This is a genomic window from Pseudomonas sp. S2_B07, assembly GCF_054668435.1.
On the sequence record NZ_CP162769.1, the window covers coordinates 791,154 to 808,421 of the forward strand.

Sequence of the window (17,268 nt, forward strand, 5' to 3'; positions counted from 1 at the left end):
TACCGGCAATTTACCTTCGGCTTACGTAACAGGAGATTTGTCTAAGGCACTGAAGCACAAATGAAAACGGCCTGGACAGGGCCAGGCCGTTAACAATTGTAATGACGCCGCTTACTTCAGAACGGAAAGTGCCGCTTCGTAGTTCGGTTCTTCAGCGATTTCCTTGACCAACTCGCTGTGAAGCACGTTGTCGTTCTCATCCAGAACCACGACCGCACGAGCGGTCAGGCCTTTGAGCGGACCGTCAGCGATGGCAACACCATAGTTCTCGATGAACTCGGCACCGCGCAGGGTCGACAGGTTTTGCACGTTTTCCAGGCCTTCGGCGCCGCAGAAGCGTGCCTGGGCGAACGGCAGGTCAGCGGAGATGCACAGTACAACGGTGTTGGCGACATCGTTGGCCTGGGCGTTGAACTTGCGAACCGAAGTAGCGCAGGTCGGGGTGTCGACGCTTGGGAAGATGTTCAGCACTTTGCGCTTGCCGGCGAAGCTCGCCAGGGTCACGTCGGACAGATTGCCGGCAACCAGGGAAAAGGCTGGCGCCTTGGAACCGGCTTGTGGCAGTTGGCCGTTGACTTGAACCGGGTTGCCTTTAAGGGTGACTTGAGCCATGAACGGAGTCCTTCTGAACGTTGATGTGGAAAATTCGACGAGGCAGAAGTTAAGCATGAAATGGGGGTGGGGGCCTATGGGTGGATACAAATCATGTGTAGTCCTTGCGCAAACTGGATCGTACAGAGAGCCCGTTGCAGCGAGACGAGCGAAAACAAACAAAAAGCGGGGCGTCATCGATGATGTTTTTACGGGAAAATTTATTCCAGAAATTGCAAAAAGCGTGACGCATATCCTCAGCAAAAAGGAGGCTTAGTACACCCCCTCTTCGCAGAGCAACCAAAGCTATTCATTACACTTATAAATCCAGCCAAATTCAAATCGGCTTCACCACTTCCATAGAAGGAACAAATGTCACCCCCTGTTTTATAATAAACGTAATTTCAAGCGGACCATAATAAGGATCATCGACACTCTTGTAGCGAACTCTAATATAAACACCTTCCGCCTCCAGTGCATCAACACCATCAGCCGATGACTTACCACCCACATTTTCAACTAACACACCATTGGCCACCACATCTACATCATAGGGTGAGCGCTCGGGATATGAAATTCTTTTTTGCTCGGAAAAAGCAAGACGCTCATTCACTTCACTGTCCAAGAAACTGACATCTAATGGGTAGAATCTACTGTAATTCAGCTGCAAAATTTTATCCCCATGATCCACCCCATCAAAAATGTATGAAGCGAAGCGTGTCATATCGCGAGGAACATAAAGAATATCAATCGAGGAGGACACAGTATTAGTCTCGAACACAGAAGAAACAACCTCTGGCTTATCTGGCGCCTCATCAGACACGGTTATGTGAATCCGACCATCAGAATACCCCCCAGGATGACGTTTTTTGCTGGTGAGATAAGTTTGCCCCGCCTGTTCAGGCGGGATTACAATTCTTATCGTGGAACCTTCCTTCACAACCATTTTATCAGCTCTATAATCAAATGGATACGCTCCATATCCCGTATCGACATTCGGATGGATTTCAATACCTGCAGTTACTTCAAAAAAGTCGGGCTTATTACTCATAGCATCACCTTTGTATTCTCGCTTGAAAATTAATTATGGCTGACGCGATAACATTAAAAACAATACTGCTAGCCCTCCCGAACCGCAGGGGCGAGCCGAATAGTTTACACATCAACTCTTTTTACGACCTCGATGGGAGGCTTAAGCTCCATCCCCTCTTGAAAATGCAAGGTCACGTCAATCCGTCCAAAATATGGATTGTCCGGATTTTTATAACGTACTCTCAACCCCTTGACCCCACCGCCCATCTTCGCCGTCTTATTTTTCTCTGACGACAAACCATCAAGGCTCGATTTGCCAAATGTATTTTCTACTAATTCTTCATCCTCTATAAAATCAATATCGTAAGGCGCACCCTCAGGATATGAAACACTTATTACCTTGCTCGACTCAAGAAACTTATATTTCTCATCCAAATTATAGAAACCCAAGGTGTAAAACTCATTGTAATATAACAACAAATCTTGCTGACCATAATCTTCGCCATTCAATTTGTATGATACAAAATCCGTCAAATAACGAGGCGCAATAAAAAGATCCATTAAAGATATCGCACCTTCCGCACCTTCCGCACCTTCCGCACTAAACTCCAAGACATACTTCCCTGCACTGCCATCGTTAAAATCAGGTCGAATTTTAACAGGCGCACCCTGATCATTCGGAAACCCATACCAACTTCTACCAAGACCGCGACCAACGAGATAAATAAGCTTTGAATCCAGCGGTGCTTTCATCGTCAACTCAAACTGCTTGTGCGTCCCTAGACCAGCTATAACCATTCTGCCGGTGCTATAGTCAACCGGGTATCGAAAGTCCGGTTGACCCCAGCCTCCCCCCTCTGAACCTCAAACAAAGTACACGACTCGAAAAAATCCGAAGCACTACTATTTTTTTTTGCGCCGGACTTACCACTACTGGCCCTCAACTCATATTTATTTTCAGGTGTTTTATTACTCATGTCCGCTTCCTCGATTTCGTTTAAAGAGCACTGAAACACTAAAGCCCAGCACGTATCACCACCACATACAAAACCCCTAAAAAAACCGCTCACACTTAAAGCACCGAGACAATCTCAATTGGAACTTTCAATACGCCAAAGTCTTTAATCTGCACATCCATATAAACCTTCCGATAATCGAACCCTCCAGTATCCCTCGCTCGTATCGTCTTCTTCGCGCCCCCTGTCGCAGGCGAACCAATCTCCACGAACTCGACAGAAGGGGGTAACAACTCGACAACAACCCCTGGTTCTGTAACGCCGACAAACTTGCACTTCCAGCCCACAAAAACGCTGTCCTCGGTTTTCGGCCTGATAGAAAGTTCGTAGCTTTTATTGAAATTAAGCAATAAGGAATTCGCCCCATGGTTCACGCCGTCGCACCAGATGCTCAATCCGCTGGAAGGCTGCCCCCTGAAGTACCTGAACGTCCAGGACGCTGTAACCGCGCCACCGTAGTCCAGACACAACTGATGGCGCTTGAGCGAAGCTGGATTATCCATCCCCTTGATTTCGACGACAGTGGAAGCCTTCATTACAAACGGAGCAGGCAACACGACAGATGGATTCGCGTCGCCCTCCCACTTAAATGCAACTGTCCTTCCAATAAGCGGGCTTGAATCGGGCACTTTCAGCGTCAAACCTGCTGAGTCTTTGGTGAGCGTCAGGCCCTCATCCTCAAGGTCAACCGGAGACGCGATTCCACCCTGCGGGATGATTTCGAAAGAACTCAATTCATCGTTTAATTTGGGCGACAGAACAACAACCGGCTCCATAACCAGCTTCGCATCCTGCCCGTAACCAACTTCCGCAATGAATGTACCGCTTCGATTGGCAGGGCCAGTAAACGCCCATTGATACTGAGTTGTTGATTGGCCAAATGCAGGCTGGCAAGTCACATCACTCACAGGCAGCGTGCCCCCCGCGTATTTCATCGCCAGAGGTTTACCGGCAATGGGGCTGGTTGCCTTTGGCACCAATGAAAACGTTCCCGGCTGGCCCCGCAACAGCACGACCCCTTGAGCCGGCAGCGGCTGGCCGGCAAACAGGAGGTCGGCTTCGTCGCGCAGGTTGGCCGACAGCACGGTGCTGAGCGCGAGGGTGATCAATGTAACGTCGCTCGGACCGGCCACTGTAAAGTGGAAGGTGCCGCTTTTAGTCGCGGGGCCCGTGATGTTCCAGCTATGAGGTTTGATCGCCTGACCCAATGCCGGCACGCATTGGAAGTCCTGTTCGACCAAGCCGGTGCCACTGCCCCATCGCAAGCTCATCGGCAAGTTGGCCACCGGATTGCCCGCTTTCGGCTCCAGGGTCAACGTACGCAGTTTGCCACGGATGAACACTTTGCCCTCGGCCGGGAGGACGGAGCCATCAAGCTTGACGGTCACGTCGTCCTCAAGGTTGCGCGACAACAACATGCAAACTGCCAGTTGGCCCAGCGTCACCCCACTCGGGCCGACCAGTTTCAACTGAAACGTACCGCTCTTGGTGGCGGAACCGGTAATTTGCCAACTATTGAGCTTTGTGGGCAGGTCAAGCGCCGGGGTGCATGTCAGATCTGCTTTGACCAATCCCGTGCCGGCGTGCCACTGCAAGCTTTTGGTCAAGTTGGCGAGCGGGCTGCCCGTGTTCGGCACCAGGGTCAGGGTTCTTGCAACGCTTCTGGTGAAAACCACACTGTCCGATAGCTCCACACCGTCGACCAAGAACGCGCCCTCATCGGCGAAGTTCTTCGACAGCAATACACACTCTGGCAACTCAATGGGCGTATTCATGCCCTCGCCAACCAACTCGAACTGGAACGTGCCGCTCTTGTCTGCGGGGCCAGTGATACTCCAGCTGTGGTCTGCGGCATAGGTGTCGAGGGCAGGCTCGCAATTAAATTCTTCGGCCCGCAGCCCTTCCCCTTTGATCCATCGCAACTTCAGAGGTAGACGGCCCAGTGGACTGCCTGATTTGGCAACCACTGTCAGCGTTTGTGCCTCGCTCCTGAAAAAGATCTGCCCTTCTGCCGGGATTTCCAAGCCGCCGATCCGCACATCGGCTTCGTTATTCAGATCAGCCGACAACAAGGCGTTGAGTGCCAGCGTAAGCGGCACGGCAATGCCCTGACACGTGAATATCAGCTGGAAAGTACCACTCTTGTTGGATCCGGTGACGCTCCAGCGATGATCTGGCGTTGAAACGCCAAATCCAGGGCTGGACACCAAGTCTGCTTCATCGAGACCGCTGGTGATCACGCGTGTCAGCGTCACCTCAAGGCCTACTGTTACCGAACTGCTCTCCTTGGAGACTAACGTAATAACACCAGGCCGACCGCGGAAGAAGAAGTTGACGCCCGACGTGACAGGTTTGCCGTCAATCCGGACCTCAACCTCATCAGCGAGATCGCCTGCAAGCAACCGTCCGTCGTGCTCCCAAGGCTGAGCCACTTCCTGGCTATAGACGACTAACTTGACCCGACCACTTTTCTGCTCGTTCGAGGTGACGGTCCATTTGAACTCTCCGGACACTGGATCCGGTTGTTGCCATACAGTGTCTGCAGGCACGGCAACAATGTTCAGCCCTTCGTCATTAATGAGCGCCAGCCTGAGTGTTTTTGCGATTGCGGGCTCAACTTTCACGGTCACTTCGTTCGCTTGCCCGCGATGCAATAGAGCGGGTGAGCGCCACTCTACGCGTTCACCGTTGACTTTAAACTCCGCCTGTTTCCAAGGGCTTTCGGCATACACCTTGATTGGAAAACTATGTTCGACCCACGTGTCGTTATAGGGGTTAAACACCTTGGCCGTAATCGACTGTTCGCCGACCGTTGTGAAGGTGTAACTGAACTTGCTCCAGCCTGAATCGTTAGTGTTAATGCGGCCTGCTGGTTCCCCACCGACGAACCACTGAACCTCGACATCTTTCAGTAGTTTTTGGGTGTAGGCAGACACTACCTGAACCTCGGCGGTGACTTCATCACCGATCAGGGGCGCACCGATCGGATTGCGCCTGCCTAGGAATTCACGCAGGTAATGCCCCAACTTCACCGGAATACTGTAGGGCTTGGCGGTGAACTCAGTCTGTAACCAGCAATCGACAGCGAGTTCTTCGCCGTCGTCCTGGCAATTGATCTTCCACTCACATCCCAGCTCCGAAAACGTCTGGTACTCGCCAGACGCGGGGACGGCCTGGAACGGAAGGGTTTGCCCGGCAGCGGGATTTACGCTGACGCCGTGTCCGACCCACGGACTGCTGGCTTCGCCGACTGCGGTGAGCGTATGCCCGCGTTCGCCTGAAGCCCCGTAACAAAAATAAACGGGAGAAGTTTCGGTAGCTCCGATTTTAAGGTTCGAGGTCATGACGCGTTTCCGATAGCTGAAAGTGGACAAAAAACTGGCCACTCGACTATCGAGAAAAAAAGCAGCGAAGGGCACTGTCAGAAATGACAGTTAACGAGATCCATTCATAATAAATGTTCGAGAAAGACCGTTGTATTGGAATAAGGGCTTGAGCCGCGTTGTTCCGATGACGGGCAATATCTTTGGGAAGTGCTGTCGATTTAAACCTCGGCCAATCGACCATGCTGTGAATCACTCACATCCATTGGAGACAACCCCATGCGATTCATGATCATTGTCAAAGCCAGCCCCGACTCCGAGGCCGGCGTCATGCCCAGCGAAGAACTGTTGACAGCGATGGGCAACTACAACGAAGAACTGGTCAACGCCGGCATCATGATCGAAGGCGAAGGCCTGCACCCCAGCAGTAAAGGCGCGCGCGTGCGCTTTTCAGGCGACAAACGCACCGTCATCGACGGCCCCTTCGCCGAAACCAAGGAGCTGATCGCCGGTTACTGGATCTGGCAGGTGAAGTCGAAACAAGAGGCTATCGACTGGGTCAAGCGATGCCCGAACCCGATGCCTGGCACCGACGCAGAGATCGAGATTCGTCAGGTATTCGAGGCCGAGGATTTTGGTGCCGAGTTCACCCCGGAACTGCGCAAGCAGGAAGAACGGATTCGCGCAGAGGCGAAGAAACGCTGAGCATTACTTAATGTAGGAGTGAGCCTGCTCGCGAGAGCGATTTGCCTGACACAACGCTATCGCGAGCGGGCTCGCTCCCACAGGGTTTCGTTCAACCTCTATTCGAATGCCGGACAAGTTTCGCTTTAACTTATCAGTACAAAAAACAGCGAGATTTTGCACACAATTCGAAAGAAAAAACTCATTGGATTGGCTAAGTTATGGTTAGCTGCTAGCTTCAGATCATTCCTACAGGCTTGACCGGAAAGAGATTACACAACAACGGCCGGGAAGTGCCGAGTCGACCAATGAGCCACCAAGGAACCGGGGGAATCATGTTAGCCGCTATGGAAAAAAACGCTTTGTTGCTGATGGCGGCATGGTTTACGCCTGTCGTTTGTGCGTTCGCCGATAACGCCGACGTAGCCAACAAAAGTAACAACCCGTTGAGTCTGGCCCCTGGCGCCAACCTTCTGGATTACTACACCCCCAAGCGCTACGACACCGACGTCCACACCAACGATGGCTTGCTGCGCGGCACCTTGCCGATCAGCACCCGACCCGACCCGCACAGCGGCTGTAGCACCGGCATCGGCGACCTCAACCTGTTCGACATCTTCATCCCCAAGACCGACGGCGTACAGCCGGGCATCGGCCCGCAAATCACCGCGCCGACCGCTGAGCAGGACGAATTGGGCACAGGCAAGTGGCAAGCAGGCCTGACGGCCGCGGCCCTCGACTCCTCACCTCGCGGCCTGCTGGGCTGGCGGCACGGCGTGCAAATCCGTGACTAATATTCTTAACGCATTCATCGAGCCGCAGTGGACGGTGGAACGCAAAGGCGATGGCTTGCCGCAGTTCACATTGTTCGCCGGGATCAACGTTACGTTCGGTAAATAAGGACTCTTTATGCACGGTGCAATTCGCGCGGCCGGTTTCAGCCTGATGACCATGTTCGTCAGCTGCGGCGTTGGCGCCCAGGATCTTGATACGCGGATCGGCAAGATCGCGATGGAAGGCGAATTGCCCGCCCATGAATCGATCGCCCAACTCTATGCGGAGCTGGATTTTCAGCAGGCCACCCAGAGCTACCTCTGGGCGCTGCCGTTGGTGTCCTACGCGCAATGGCAGGAAGAGTTTCGCGACAAACTCGGCGCCCGCAGCGGCGACCTGATGGTGCTCAACAGTTATGAAGACAAACTGGGCGTCATCACCGCCAATGCCACCACGCCGTACATCCTCGGTTTTGTCGACCTGAATGAAACCGGGCCGCTGGTGATCGAATTGCCACCCGGCCCGACTGCCGGCGGCGTCGGGGACTTCTGGCAACGCGCGATCATCGACATGGGCCAGACCGGCCCGGACAAAGGCAAGGGCGGCAAGTACCTGGTCCTGCCGCCGGGTGCCGAACCTCCCGCCGATGCCGGCAAGTACTACCTGGCCAAATCGGAGACCATGAACGTGCTGGTGGGCTTCCGCGTGCTTGATCCGGACCCGGCCAAAGGCAAGGCACTGGTCGAACACTTCAAGATGTACCCGTACGCCCAGCGCAATGAGCCAAGCAAAACCAAACTGCTCAGCCCTGGGGGCAAAGCCTGGTCCGGCACCCAACCGCGCGGGATGGCGTACTGGGAGCGCTTGCACCAGATCATCCAGAAAGAACCGGTCAACGAACGTGACCGCTTCTACATGGCCATGCTCGCCAGCCTCGGCATCGAGAAAGACAAGCCCTTCAACCCCAATGACAACCAGCGCAAGGCACTGGAACAAGGCGCCCAGGTCGGCGAGTTGATCGCCAAGGCCAACACCTTCGCCAAGCGGTTCCCCGGTGCGCAATACTGGCCGGACCGTCAATGGGACACCGTGCTGAATATCGCCGAACCGTCGCAACGCGTGGCCTATTACGATCAGTTGTGGGAACGCAGCGCCTGGTTCTACGAAGCAGTCACCAACACCAAGGGCATGGTCTCCAAGACCCCGGGCCTCGGTCAGACCTATCTGGGCGCCTACACCGACAGCAAGGGCAACTGGCTCGACGGCAGTAAGAATTATCGCCTGCACGTCGGCGCCAATCCGCCGGCCAAGCAGTTCTGGTCGATGACGGTGTACGACACCGACAGCCGTTGCCTGATCGATAACCCGCAGCGCAAGGCCGACCTGTCGTCCCGTCAGGATCTGAAAAAGAATGATGACGGCTCCGTGGACCTGTATTTCGGTCCGACCGCGCCCAAAGGCTTCGAGAACAACTGGGTGCAAACCGTACCGGGCAAACACTGGTTCAGCTATTTCCGTCTGTACGCGCCGACCGAAGCTTACTTCGATAAAAGCTGGAAGCTCGACGACATCACGGCTGTGGAATGACGCCCAAAAGGTCAATAAGGACGCTTTATGAATAACCGTTTTTTGCTCACCGCACTCGCACTCTCCCTGAGCACCAGTGTCTGGGCCGACTTCAGCGCCACGCCTGAAGAAGCCCGGGGCATCGCCAAGGAAGCCTATCTGTACGGCTTCCCGGTAGTGGAGATGTACAAGACCCTCTACACCCAGGCCATCGACAAGAAAAGCCCGAACTTCAAGGCGCCGCTGAACCAGATCGGCAACACCGCCAAGGCATTCACCGCCAAAGACACCGCCTTCGTCACGCCAAACGCCGACACGCCCTACTCCTTTGTGTGGATGGACCTGCGCGCAGAACCCGTCGTGCTGACCCTGCCGGCTATCGAAGAACACCGTTATTACTCGGTGCAATTGATTGACGCGTATACGCAGAACTTTGCGTACCTGGGCACCCGCAGCACGGGCAACAACGGCGGCCACTTCATGATCGCCGGGCCGAACTGGCAAGGTCAGCAACCGGTGGAAATGGACCGGTTGGTGCGCAGCGAAACCAACATTGCCTACGCGCTGTATCGCACGCAGTTGTTCGATGACAAGGACCTGGCCAAGGTCAAGCAAATCCAGAAAGGCTACAAGGTTGAATCCCTGAGCCACTACGTCAAACAGAAGGCACCGCCAGCGGCACCAAAGATTGACTGGCCAAAACCGCTGCCGACCATGAGCGACACCCCGGACCTGTTCCGTTACCTGAATTTCATGTTGTCGTTCGCCCCGGCGCAGGACGCGGAAAAGGACCTGCTCGCGCGCTTTGCCAAGATCGGCATCGAAGCCGGCAAGCCGTTCAATCTGCATGACCTCAGCGCTGAACAGCGCCAGGCACTGGAAGACGGCATCAGCGACGCCAAGGCCGAGTTCGCCCAGTTCAAGAAGGACAAGGTCGACACGCACCAGATCACCAGCGGCGACGTCTTCGGCACCCGTGATCACCTTAACGGCAACTACCTGTACCGCTACGCCGGCGCCAACATGGGGATTTTCGGCAACTCGGCCGAAGAAGCGGATTACATCGGCTACTTCGTCGACAAGGACGGCCAGCCGGTCGATGCCTCGAAGCACGATTACACCCTGCATTTCGACAAGGGCTCCCTGCCCCCGGCCGATGCCTTCTGGTCGCTGACGATGTACGACGGCAAGAACAAACTGCTGGTGGCCAACCCGTTGAATCGCTACCTGATCAACTCGCGGATGCTGCCCGATCTCAAGCTCGACGCCGACGGCGGCCTGACCCTGTACGTGCAGAACAAGGCCCCGGCCAAAGAATTGCAAAACAACTGGCTGCCCGCCCCGAAAGGCCCGTTCTACGGGATCTTGCGCTTGTACCTGCCAAAACCGGAAGTCACCAGCGGCCAATGGCAGATGCCGCTGCTGACGCCGGTCGATTCACAACAAAAACAATAAGCGGAGTCAGTCATGGTCAGGCCTTTTGTAGTGCGTCCTTTACTGGCGCTGTGCATCATCGGCGCAAGCCCGTTGACGCTGGCGGCCGAGGGCGGTGTCGGGCGGCCGATTACGGGGCAACAGGTATTTTCCAACGCCGGGATTGTGCCGCCGGAAGCCGGTTGGGTGATGTCCCTGACCAGCATCTGGTACGACGGCGACCTCAAGGGCAAAGCGCAAGTACCGATCGCCGGCGCCCTGAGTACCGGGCTGGACATGAAAGTGTCCTACACCATGGCCAACTTCACGCATATCTGGGACACCGGCAAAGGGCGCTGGAACTACGCCTCGGCCATTGGCGTGCCGGTCCAATACACCGACGTCACCGCCAGTGTCACCGGTCCCCGTGGCAGAACCCTGGGATCCGGTGATACCGGGACCCAGTTCGCCGATATTCTGGTGACACCGATTGCGGCGGGTTACCACATCGACGAGGTCAACCACGTCTCCTTCTCGCTGCCGATCTATGTGCCGACCGGTGCCTACAACGATGACCGCCTGGCTAACGCTGGCCAGAACAATTACACCTTCATGCCCACCGTGGCCTTCACCCATCTGGACGGCAAGGGTGGCGAGTTCACCCTGTCCAGCGCGCTGGAGTTCTACACCGAAAATAACGCCACCGACTATCGCAACGGCAACATTTTCACCCTCGATGCACTGTGGACCCACGGCTTCGGCAACGGCTGGAATGCCGGTATCGCGGCGGGTTACATCCAGCAGGTGACCGATGATTCGGGAAGTGGTGCCAACAGCGGCTTCCGTGGCCGCTCGGTCGGTGCTGGCCCGGCGGTCGGCTGGGCCGGCAAGTTCAACGATGCGCAGGCCAGCGTCAGCGCCCGTTGGGTGCCGGAGTTCGATACCAAAAACCGGCCGGAAGGCAACGGCATCAGCGTCAACCTGACATTAGCGTTTTTCTAAGGAGTGACCAGGGATGGCTACCGGTTCCAGGCTCATTCCCGTCATTCCAACGTTCACGTTCTGAATCAAGGATGCGCCATGACTGCACTCAATGATCTCAACGCCCTGCAAGCCAGCATCGCCGAAAGCGCTGCCAACGGACATCACCTGTGCCGTGAAATTGTGCACGCCCAGTTCTCGACGGCAAGACCGCCTGCGCGCCTGCTACGGTCGTTCGCCTACTGAAAACCAGGCATTGCGGCAACTCAAGGGTTCGTTGTCTACGCTGCATAGTCAGGCCGAACAACGGCAGGCGATACCCGACTCGGCATTACGGCTGTTACACCAAAAGGATGTCCCATGACGAACCCGATCTCGATCCGCAATTGCTTTGGGCTGAGCCTGCTCTTCGCGCTGGCCCTGCCGTTTCTCGCGCAAGCAGCCGAACCCTTGCCTTCGTGGAATGACGGCCCCTCGAAGAAGCACATCATCGAGTTCGTCCAGGCGGTCACCGATCAAAGCAGCAGGGACTTCGTCAAACCCGAAGACCGCATCGCCGTGTTCGACAACGACGGCACCCTGTGGAGCGAGCAGCCGATGTACTTCGAGTTGCTGTTTGCCCTCGAAGAGGTCAAGCGCACCGCGCCGCAACACCCGGAATGGAAAACCACCCAGCCGTTCCAGGCCGTGCTGGAAAACGATCACAAGGCGCTGGCCGCCTCCGGCATGGGCGGCATCATGAAAATCTTCGGGGCGACCCACACCGGGATGACCACCGAAGCCTTCGATGACTACGCCAAGACCTGGCTGAGCCAGGCCAAACACCCGAAAACCGGCAAGCTGTACACCGAGATGGTGTTCCAGCCGATGCTGGAAATGCTCGACTACCTGCGCGAGCAGAACTTCAAGACCTACATCGTCTCCGGCGGTGACACCGGGTTCATGCGCGCCTTTGCCGAGAAGGTCTACGGCATCCCGCCGGAACAGGTGATCGGCACCACATTCGTCACAGCCTTCCAGTACAAGGACGGCAAGGCCTCGATCCTGCGCACGCCGAAACTGGCCCACAACGATGACGGCCCGGGCAAACCGGAAAGCATCGACGCGGTCATCGGCAAGCGGCCGATCCTCGCCTTCGGCAACTCCGACGGCGACTTGCAGATGTTGCAATGGACCGCCGCAGGACCGGGCAAACGATTCATGGGGCTGGTGCATCACACCGACGCCAAACGCGAATGGGCCTACGACCGCAAGTCCGACTTCGGTCGCCTGGACAAGGCCCTGGACGAAGCAAAAACACGTGACTGGACCGTCGTGGACATGGCCGCCGAATGGCGCCGGATCTATCCCTACGACGCCGCCACAGCCGAGCAAGGGAAGTAAAAGGAGCGTAACGCCGACGGCACCAAAGGTTTACTCCATCGCTCCCACATCGGACTTGTGGTTTACACAGATCCAGTGTGGGAGCGAGCTTGCTCGCGATGAGGCCATCAGCCTCGGCACATCACTTGGATTTGATCTTCAAATACGACTGATTCAAATCCGACGCCCAGCCATCCATCACGCCTTTGACGTCATCCGCCTTCATCACCTGCGCATCGTTTTCCAGCGGCTTGCCGGTGCCCTTGCGCACGACCTGAGCGATGACTTTGTTGCTGCCGCCGTCGATGAATGCCGCTTCGGTGGCCAGGTCTGTTTCCTGATCACGAATACCGCTGGCGGTGCTCACGGCTGCGGCAACCAACGCAATCGGGATCACTTCGTAAGGCTTCAAGCCTTCGGTCTTGCTGCTGACCGCAGTAATGGCGGCACGCACCACGATCACGCCTGGGCCAGGGCCGGCGGCCAATGGCAGCGATTTGGCCATTTCACGCTTGAGCGCCTGGTCGTAATAACCGGTGATCCCGCTCAGCGTGGCCTGGGGGATTTTCACCGTTGGCTGGGGGGCCGGGTAAAGCTGGGTCGGTTCGATATAGACGCTGGTGAATTTGCTGACATCCAGCGCTGGATCGACCCAACGCATCACTGTCGCGCCGGACGGCGACTTGGCTTCCTGCAGCTGGCCGTAATCCTTGAGGAAGCCGGAATACTGCTCCGGCTCGACGACCTTGCTCGCACACCCTGTCACCGCGATGGTGGCGATGCACAACGTGCTCATCATTAACGCAAGCTTCATGCTTGAACTCCTGTTTTGAAGGGCGAACACCCTAGTGCAAAGGCGACTGGAGTCAAGGCATTTCGCGATAAAAAACTCAAAAAAAGCACACATTTCATCTAACGCTGCGGACGCTCTCGCAACCGTCATTTGACAGATGCCCGGCATGCGGCAAAGCTGCACTCCAGCTTGATCGCGCGCCTCAAGGCAAACGCACCTCGACTACGGAAGTCGCAATGCTGAAACATAAAAATAAAGCACCAAGCCCCAACCCTGATTCACCACCGAACCTGATTAACCGCTCTCTTTTTCCCGTGACCATCGGTGCATTACTGTTGGCGGTCATCGGCATCGGCTGGTTTCTGTTTAGCAGCACACCGGCACCGCTGAGACCCGTTCCCGTCACTGCCCCTGTCGCGCCACCGGCCAAACCGCAACCGGTCGCGCTGGCCCCGGCGAAGATGGTCGATGAGCAGCAATGCCAGGGCTGCCACAGCGAACAGGTCAAGGACTGGAAAGGCTCCCATCACCAATTGGCGATGCAGGCAGCCTCTGCCGAGACGATGCTGGGCGACTTCAATAACGTCACCTTCAAAGCGGAAAACGAAACCACCATTTTTTCGCGCAAGGACGACGGCTTCTGGGTCAACACGCCGGGTATCGATGGCAAGAACGCCGACTTCAAGGTGGCCTATACCTTCGGCATCGCGCCGTTGCAGCAATACCTGATCGAAGTGGGCGAAGGTCGCTTGCAACCCTTGGGCGTGGCCTGGGATACCGAGAAAAACCGCTGGTTCCACCTCTATCCGGGTCAGGGTGTGAATTTCAAGAACCCGCTGCACTGGAGCAAGCCGAGCCAGAACGCCAACTTCATGTGCGTCGAGTGCCATACCACTGGCTACAAGCGCAATTTCGATGCCGCGAAAAACACCTTCGACAGCCAATGGAACAGCCTCGGCGTTGGCTGCCAGGCCTGCCACGGCCCGGCTTCCAATCACCTGGAATGGACGGCGAAAAAAGGTGATTTGATTCATGCCGGTTTTGCCGTCGACCTCAAGGACAAGAACGCCACCGTCGAGATCGAAACCTGCGCCCGCTGCCATTCGCGCCGGGCACCGCTGAGCGATGGCTACACCGCCGGCAAACGCCTGATGGATGACTACCTGCCGAGCCCCCTGACCCGCGAGTTGTATGCGCTGGACGGCAAGATCAAGGACGAGGTGTTTGAACACGGCTCTTTTGCCCAAAGCAAAATGTTCGACAAGGGCGTGCGCTGCAGCAACTGCCACAACCCGCACAGCACTGAACTCAAGGCGCCGGGCAACGGCGTTTGCCTGCAATGCCACAACACCACGGGAAAAACGCCGGTGGAAGGCGTCGACGGCAAAGGCCTGCAAGCAAAAAACTACGACGCCATCGAGCACACCCGTCACACCATGGGTCAGCCGGGTTCGCAGTGCGTGGATTGCCACATGCCCGGCAAGTTCTACATGGGCAATGACTTCCGGCATGACCACAGCTTCAGTATTCCCAACCCTGAGCGGGCGAAAAAACTCGGCACCCCGGACGCCTGCCTCACCTGTCACCAGGGCAAGGACGGCGACAAAGTCACCGAACAATTCAAACGGTGGAACAGCGCGCCGACCGTACAGGCCCCGCGGTATGACGAAAGCCTGTGGCTGATTCGCAACGGTCAACCCGGCGCGGCGCAAGCTCTGTATGAACAATTGCAACGCAGCAAGCTGCCAGCGATTCAGCGGGCCACCCTGCTCGCCGAGTTGCCGCTGTACCCGAGTGAACAGGCGTTGAAACTGGCCACCAAGGACCTGAGCAATCCCGCGCCACAAGTGCGTGAAAGTGCCGTGCACGCAATCAGCGCGTTCCTGCCACCACCTGAGCGGGCACCGCTGTTGACGCCGTTGCTGACAGACCCGGTGATGGCCGTGCGTATTGCTGCAGCCCGGGACCTGCTGGGAGCCGCACGCAATGGTTTGGGCGCTGCCCAAGCGAACTGGAATGCGGCGATTGCCGAGTACGAAGCAGCACAGAAAAACCTGCTGGAACGCGCCGAAGCCAACCTCAACCTGGCGATGCTCTACCAGGCCAGCGGACGCAATGACCAGGTCGAACCGTACCTGCGCACGGCGCTCAGGCGCGATCCGGATTTCTACCCGGCACTGGTGACGCTGGTGCAATGGCTCGAAGCCAATGGCCGCAGCCAGGAAGCACAGGCGCTGCTGGCCCAAGGGCTAAAAGACCACCCGGACGCCGCGCTGCTGCAACACACCCAGGGCTTGTCGCTGGTGCGTGCTGGCAAATCGGACCAGGCCATGTCGGCGCTTCGCAAAGCCGCGCAACTGGAACCGCAGAACGCGCAATACGGCTACGTGCTGGCCGTGGCCTTGCATGACCGCGGCAAGGTTGAAGAGGCCTGCGAAGTGCTGGAGCGCTTGCTGAAAGTGCAGCCGGCCAACCGCAATGCGCGGCTGTCGTTGATCCAGTATTACCTGGACAACGGGCAGGAACCGAAAGCGCAGGTGCTGTTGCAGGGCTGGAAGAAAATGAACATGGGGGATCCGGCGTTGAAGTAGCCCTCGATACGCTCCGCCTGTAGCAGCTGTCGAGGCTGCGTCGCCAAACGCAGCCTCGCAGGCTCGGCAGCTGCTACATCGACCGTGGGATTACCAGGACGAACCACTCTTCAACGCCAACTCCCGCCGACTGTTGGCCCGCATCGCCTTGATCAGCGACACCGTGCCCACCAGTAAAATCACTCCGGCAAACAGAAAGTCGATTTTGTACAACTGGAAGTCATTCAGCGGCCCCACCAGCAACACCCGAATCGCCCCGATGCTGACCAGCGTCGCCAGAAAGTCGATACCCGGCTCGTCGCGATAAAACACATGCAGCAACGGCAAGCCGATCACCAGCAGCAACATCAAGACGATCATCTTGAACGAGCCCTTGCGCTCGACACTGAACGCACACTCAGTGGTTGCATAAGGTTTGTAGTCTTCCTCACGCGCCAGCGAGTTTTTCTCGTTGATGTACTCCGCGCGGTTGTACTTCTGGATCGGCGTGAAGGTGTTCGACATCTCCATGCTGGTGGTGATGTGCTTGAACTTGAGGTCGATGCGATCGTTACCCTTGAGGTAATACAACACTGGTTTGTAGCCGTAGCGGTAAGTGTCGAACGGGAAGTCCGCCGCCCGCCCCTGAACGCCAATGGGGCGCGGTTCGAGTTCGGCATAGGCGCTCTTGTTCAGCGATGACAGGTTACGCGTCAGTGGCTGGACCTTGACCTGTTCGAGGAAAATCGGCGTGACACCGTACGACCATTGCAACGGCTCCAGACGCAGGCGCAGCTCGTTGCGGGCCAGGTCGTAGCGGTTGAACGTGCGTTCGGAAACCACGATGGCGCCGCTGAGCATGAACTCGCCGCGCAGGTTGTTGGTGATCCGCAGGGTCAGTTGATCCTTGCCCAGCGCAGCACTATCACTGGCCGGTGGCGTACCGCACCAGGCCGTGCTGTCGAAGGCGCCGCCCAACAGCCCGTCACGGTTGTCCTTGAACACATAAACGTAACTGGCCCACAGGGCCAGCATCAGCATTAGCGATATCAACCCTAAAATCTTTTTGCCCGCACTCACACCCGACTCCTTTCTTCACTTGCTCCCTGACAAGCCGCGGACTCTACCAAACTGCCATCACTGTCCCAAGCAAAAACACACCC

General features: G+C 56.6%; 13 protein-coding genes and 1 pseudogene. 8 read left to right on the top strand and 6 right to left on the bottom strand.

The features are described from left to right. Positions 1-111: 111 nt before the first annotated feature. The 4 genes from tpx to AB4N43_RS03590 all read right to left on the bottom strand — a co-directional run bounded on the left by tpx (position 112) and on the right by AB4N43_RS03590 (position 5,983). A complete protein-coding gene (gene tpx / locus AB4N43_RS03575) occupies positions 112-612 on the bottom strand; it encodes a thiol peroxidase (RefSeq protein WP_027923449.1) in 501 nt (166 codons plus the stop codon). Positions 613-928: 316 nt separating this feature from the next. Beyond that, complete coding sequence (locus AB4N43_RS03580; protein ID WP_460153192.1) at positions 929-1,642, bottom strand: hypothetical protein; 714 nt, start codon at positions 1,640-1,642, stop codon at positions 929-931. Between the two features lie 104 nt (positions 1,643-1,746). Further along, positions 1,747-2,376, bottom strand: coding sequence for a hypothetical protein (locus AB4N43_RS03585; protein ID WP_460153194.1), 630 nt, complete (start codon positions 2,374-2,376; stop codon positions 1,747-1,749). Positions 2,377-2,695: 319 nt separating this feature from the next. After that, entirely contained in the window at positions 2,696-5,983 is a 3,288-nt protein-coding gene (locus AB4N43_RS03590; protein ID WP_460153196.1) for a hypothetical protein, read from the bottom strand. Between the two features lie 258 nt (positions 5,984-6,241). Between AB4N43_RS03590 and AB4N43_RS03595 the strand changes: the two genes are divergently transcribed. The 7 genes and pseudogenes from AB4N43_RS03595 to AB4N43_RS03625 all read left to right on the top strand — a co-directional run bounded on the left by AB4N43_RS03595 (position 6,242) and on the right by AB4N43_RS03625 (position 12,763). Continuing rightward, positions 6,242-6,667: a YciI family protein gene (locus AB4N43_RS03595; protein WP_059180936.1), complete on the top strand. Its 426-nt coding sequence runs from the start codon at positions 6,242-6,244 to the stop codon at positions 6,665-6,667. A 326-nt stretch (positions 6,668-6,993) separates the two neighbouring features. Further along, positions 6,994-7,546, top strand: a pseudogene (locus AB4N43_RS03600) (hypothetical protein). Between the two features lie 9 nt (positions 7,547-7,555). Then, the gene (locus AB4N43_RS03605) at positions 7,556-9,007 is read left to right on the top strand and encodes a DUF1254 domain-containing protein (protein ID WP_027923447.1); all 1,452 of its coding nucleotides are present in this window, start codon (positions 7,556-7,558) and stop codon (positions 9,005-9,007) included. A gap of 27 nt (positions 9,008-9,034) precedes the next feature. Further along, the gene (locus tag AB4N43_RS03610) at positions 9,035-10,441 is read left to right on the top strand and encodes a DUF1254 domain-containing protein (RefSeq protein ID WP_059180937.1); all 1,407 of its coding nucleotides are present in this window, start codon (positions 9,035-9,037) and stop codon (positions 10,439-10,441) included. Positions 10,442-10,453: 12 nt separating this feature from the next. After that, on the top strand, positions 10,454-11,401 hold the full coding sequence (locus AB4N43_RS03615) for a SphA family protein (RefSeq protein ID WP_059180938.1): 948 nt from the start codon (positions 10,454-10,456) through the stop codon (positions 11,399-11,401). Between the two features lie 78 nt (positions 11,402-11,479). After that, positions 11,480-11,626, top strand: a complete 147-nt coding sequence (locus AB4N43_RS03620) for a hypothetical protein (protein ID WP_155953725.1) — start codon at positions 11,480-11,482, stop codon at positions 11,624-11,626. Positions 11,627-11,740: 114 nt separating this feature from the next. Next, positions 11,741-12,763 (top strand): HAD family hydrolase, encoded by a 1,023-nt coding sequence (locus AB4N43_RS03625; RefSeq protein ID WP_027923444.1) that lies wholly within the window; start codon positions 11,741-11,743, stop codon positions 12,761-12,763. Between the two features lie 121 nt (positions 12,764-12,884). Here AB4N43_RS03625 and AB4N43_RS03630 read toward each other — a convergent pair whose 3' ends face one another. Beyond that, entirely contained in the window at positions 12,885-13,556 is a 672-nt protein-coding gene (locus AB4N43_RS03630) for a DUF3313 domain-containing protein (RefSeq protein ID WP_027923443.1), read from the bottom strand. Between the two features lie 215 nt (positions 13,557-13,771). Between AB4N43_RS03630 and AB4N43_RS03635 the strand changes: the two genes are divergently transcribed. Continuing rightward, the gene (locus AB4N43_RS03635; RefSeq protein WP_460153200.1) at positions 13,772-16,126 is read left to right on the top strand and encodes a tetratricopeptide repeat protein; all 2,355 of its coding nucleotides are present in this window, start codon (positions 13,772-13,774) and stop codon (positions 16,124-16,126) included. Between the two features lie 90 nt (positions 16,127-16,216). Here AB4N43_RS03635 and AB4N43_RS03640 read toward each other — a convergent pair whose 3' ends face one another. Further along, complete coding sequence (locus AB4N43_RS03640) at positions 16,217-17,185, bottom strand: hypothetical protein (RefSeq protein WP_027923441.1); 969 nt, start codon at positions 17,183-17,185, stop codon at positions 16,217-16,219. Between the last annotated feature and the right edge of the window lie 83 nt (positions 17,186-17,268).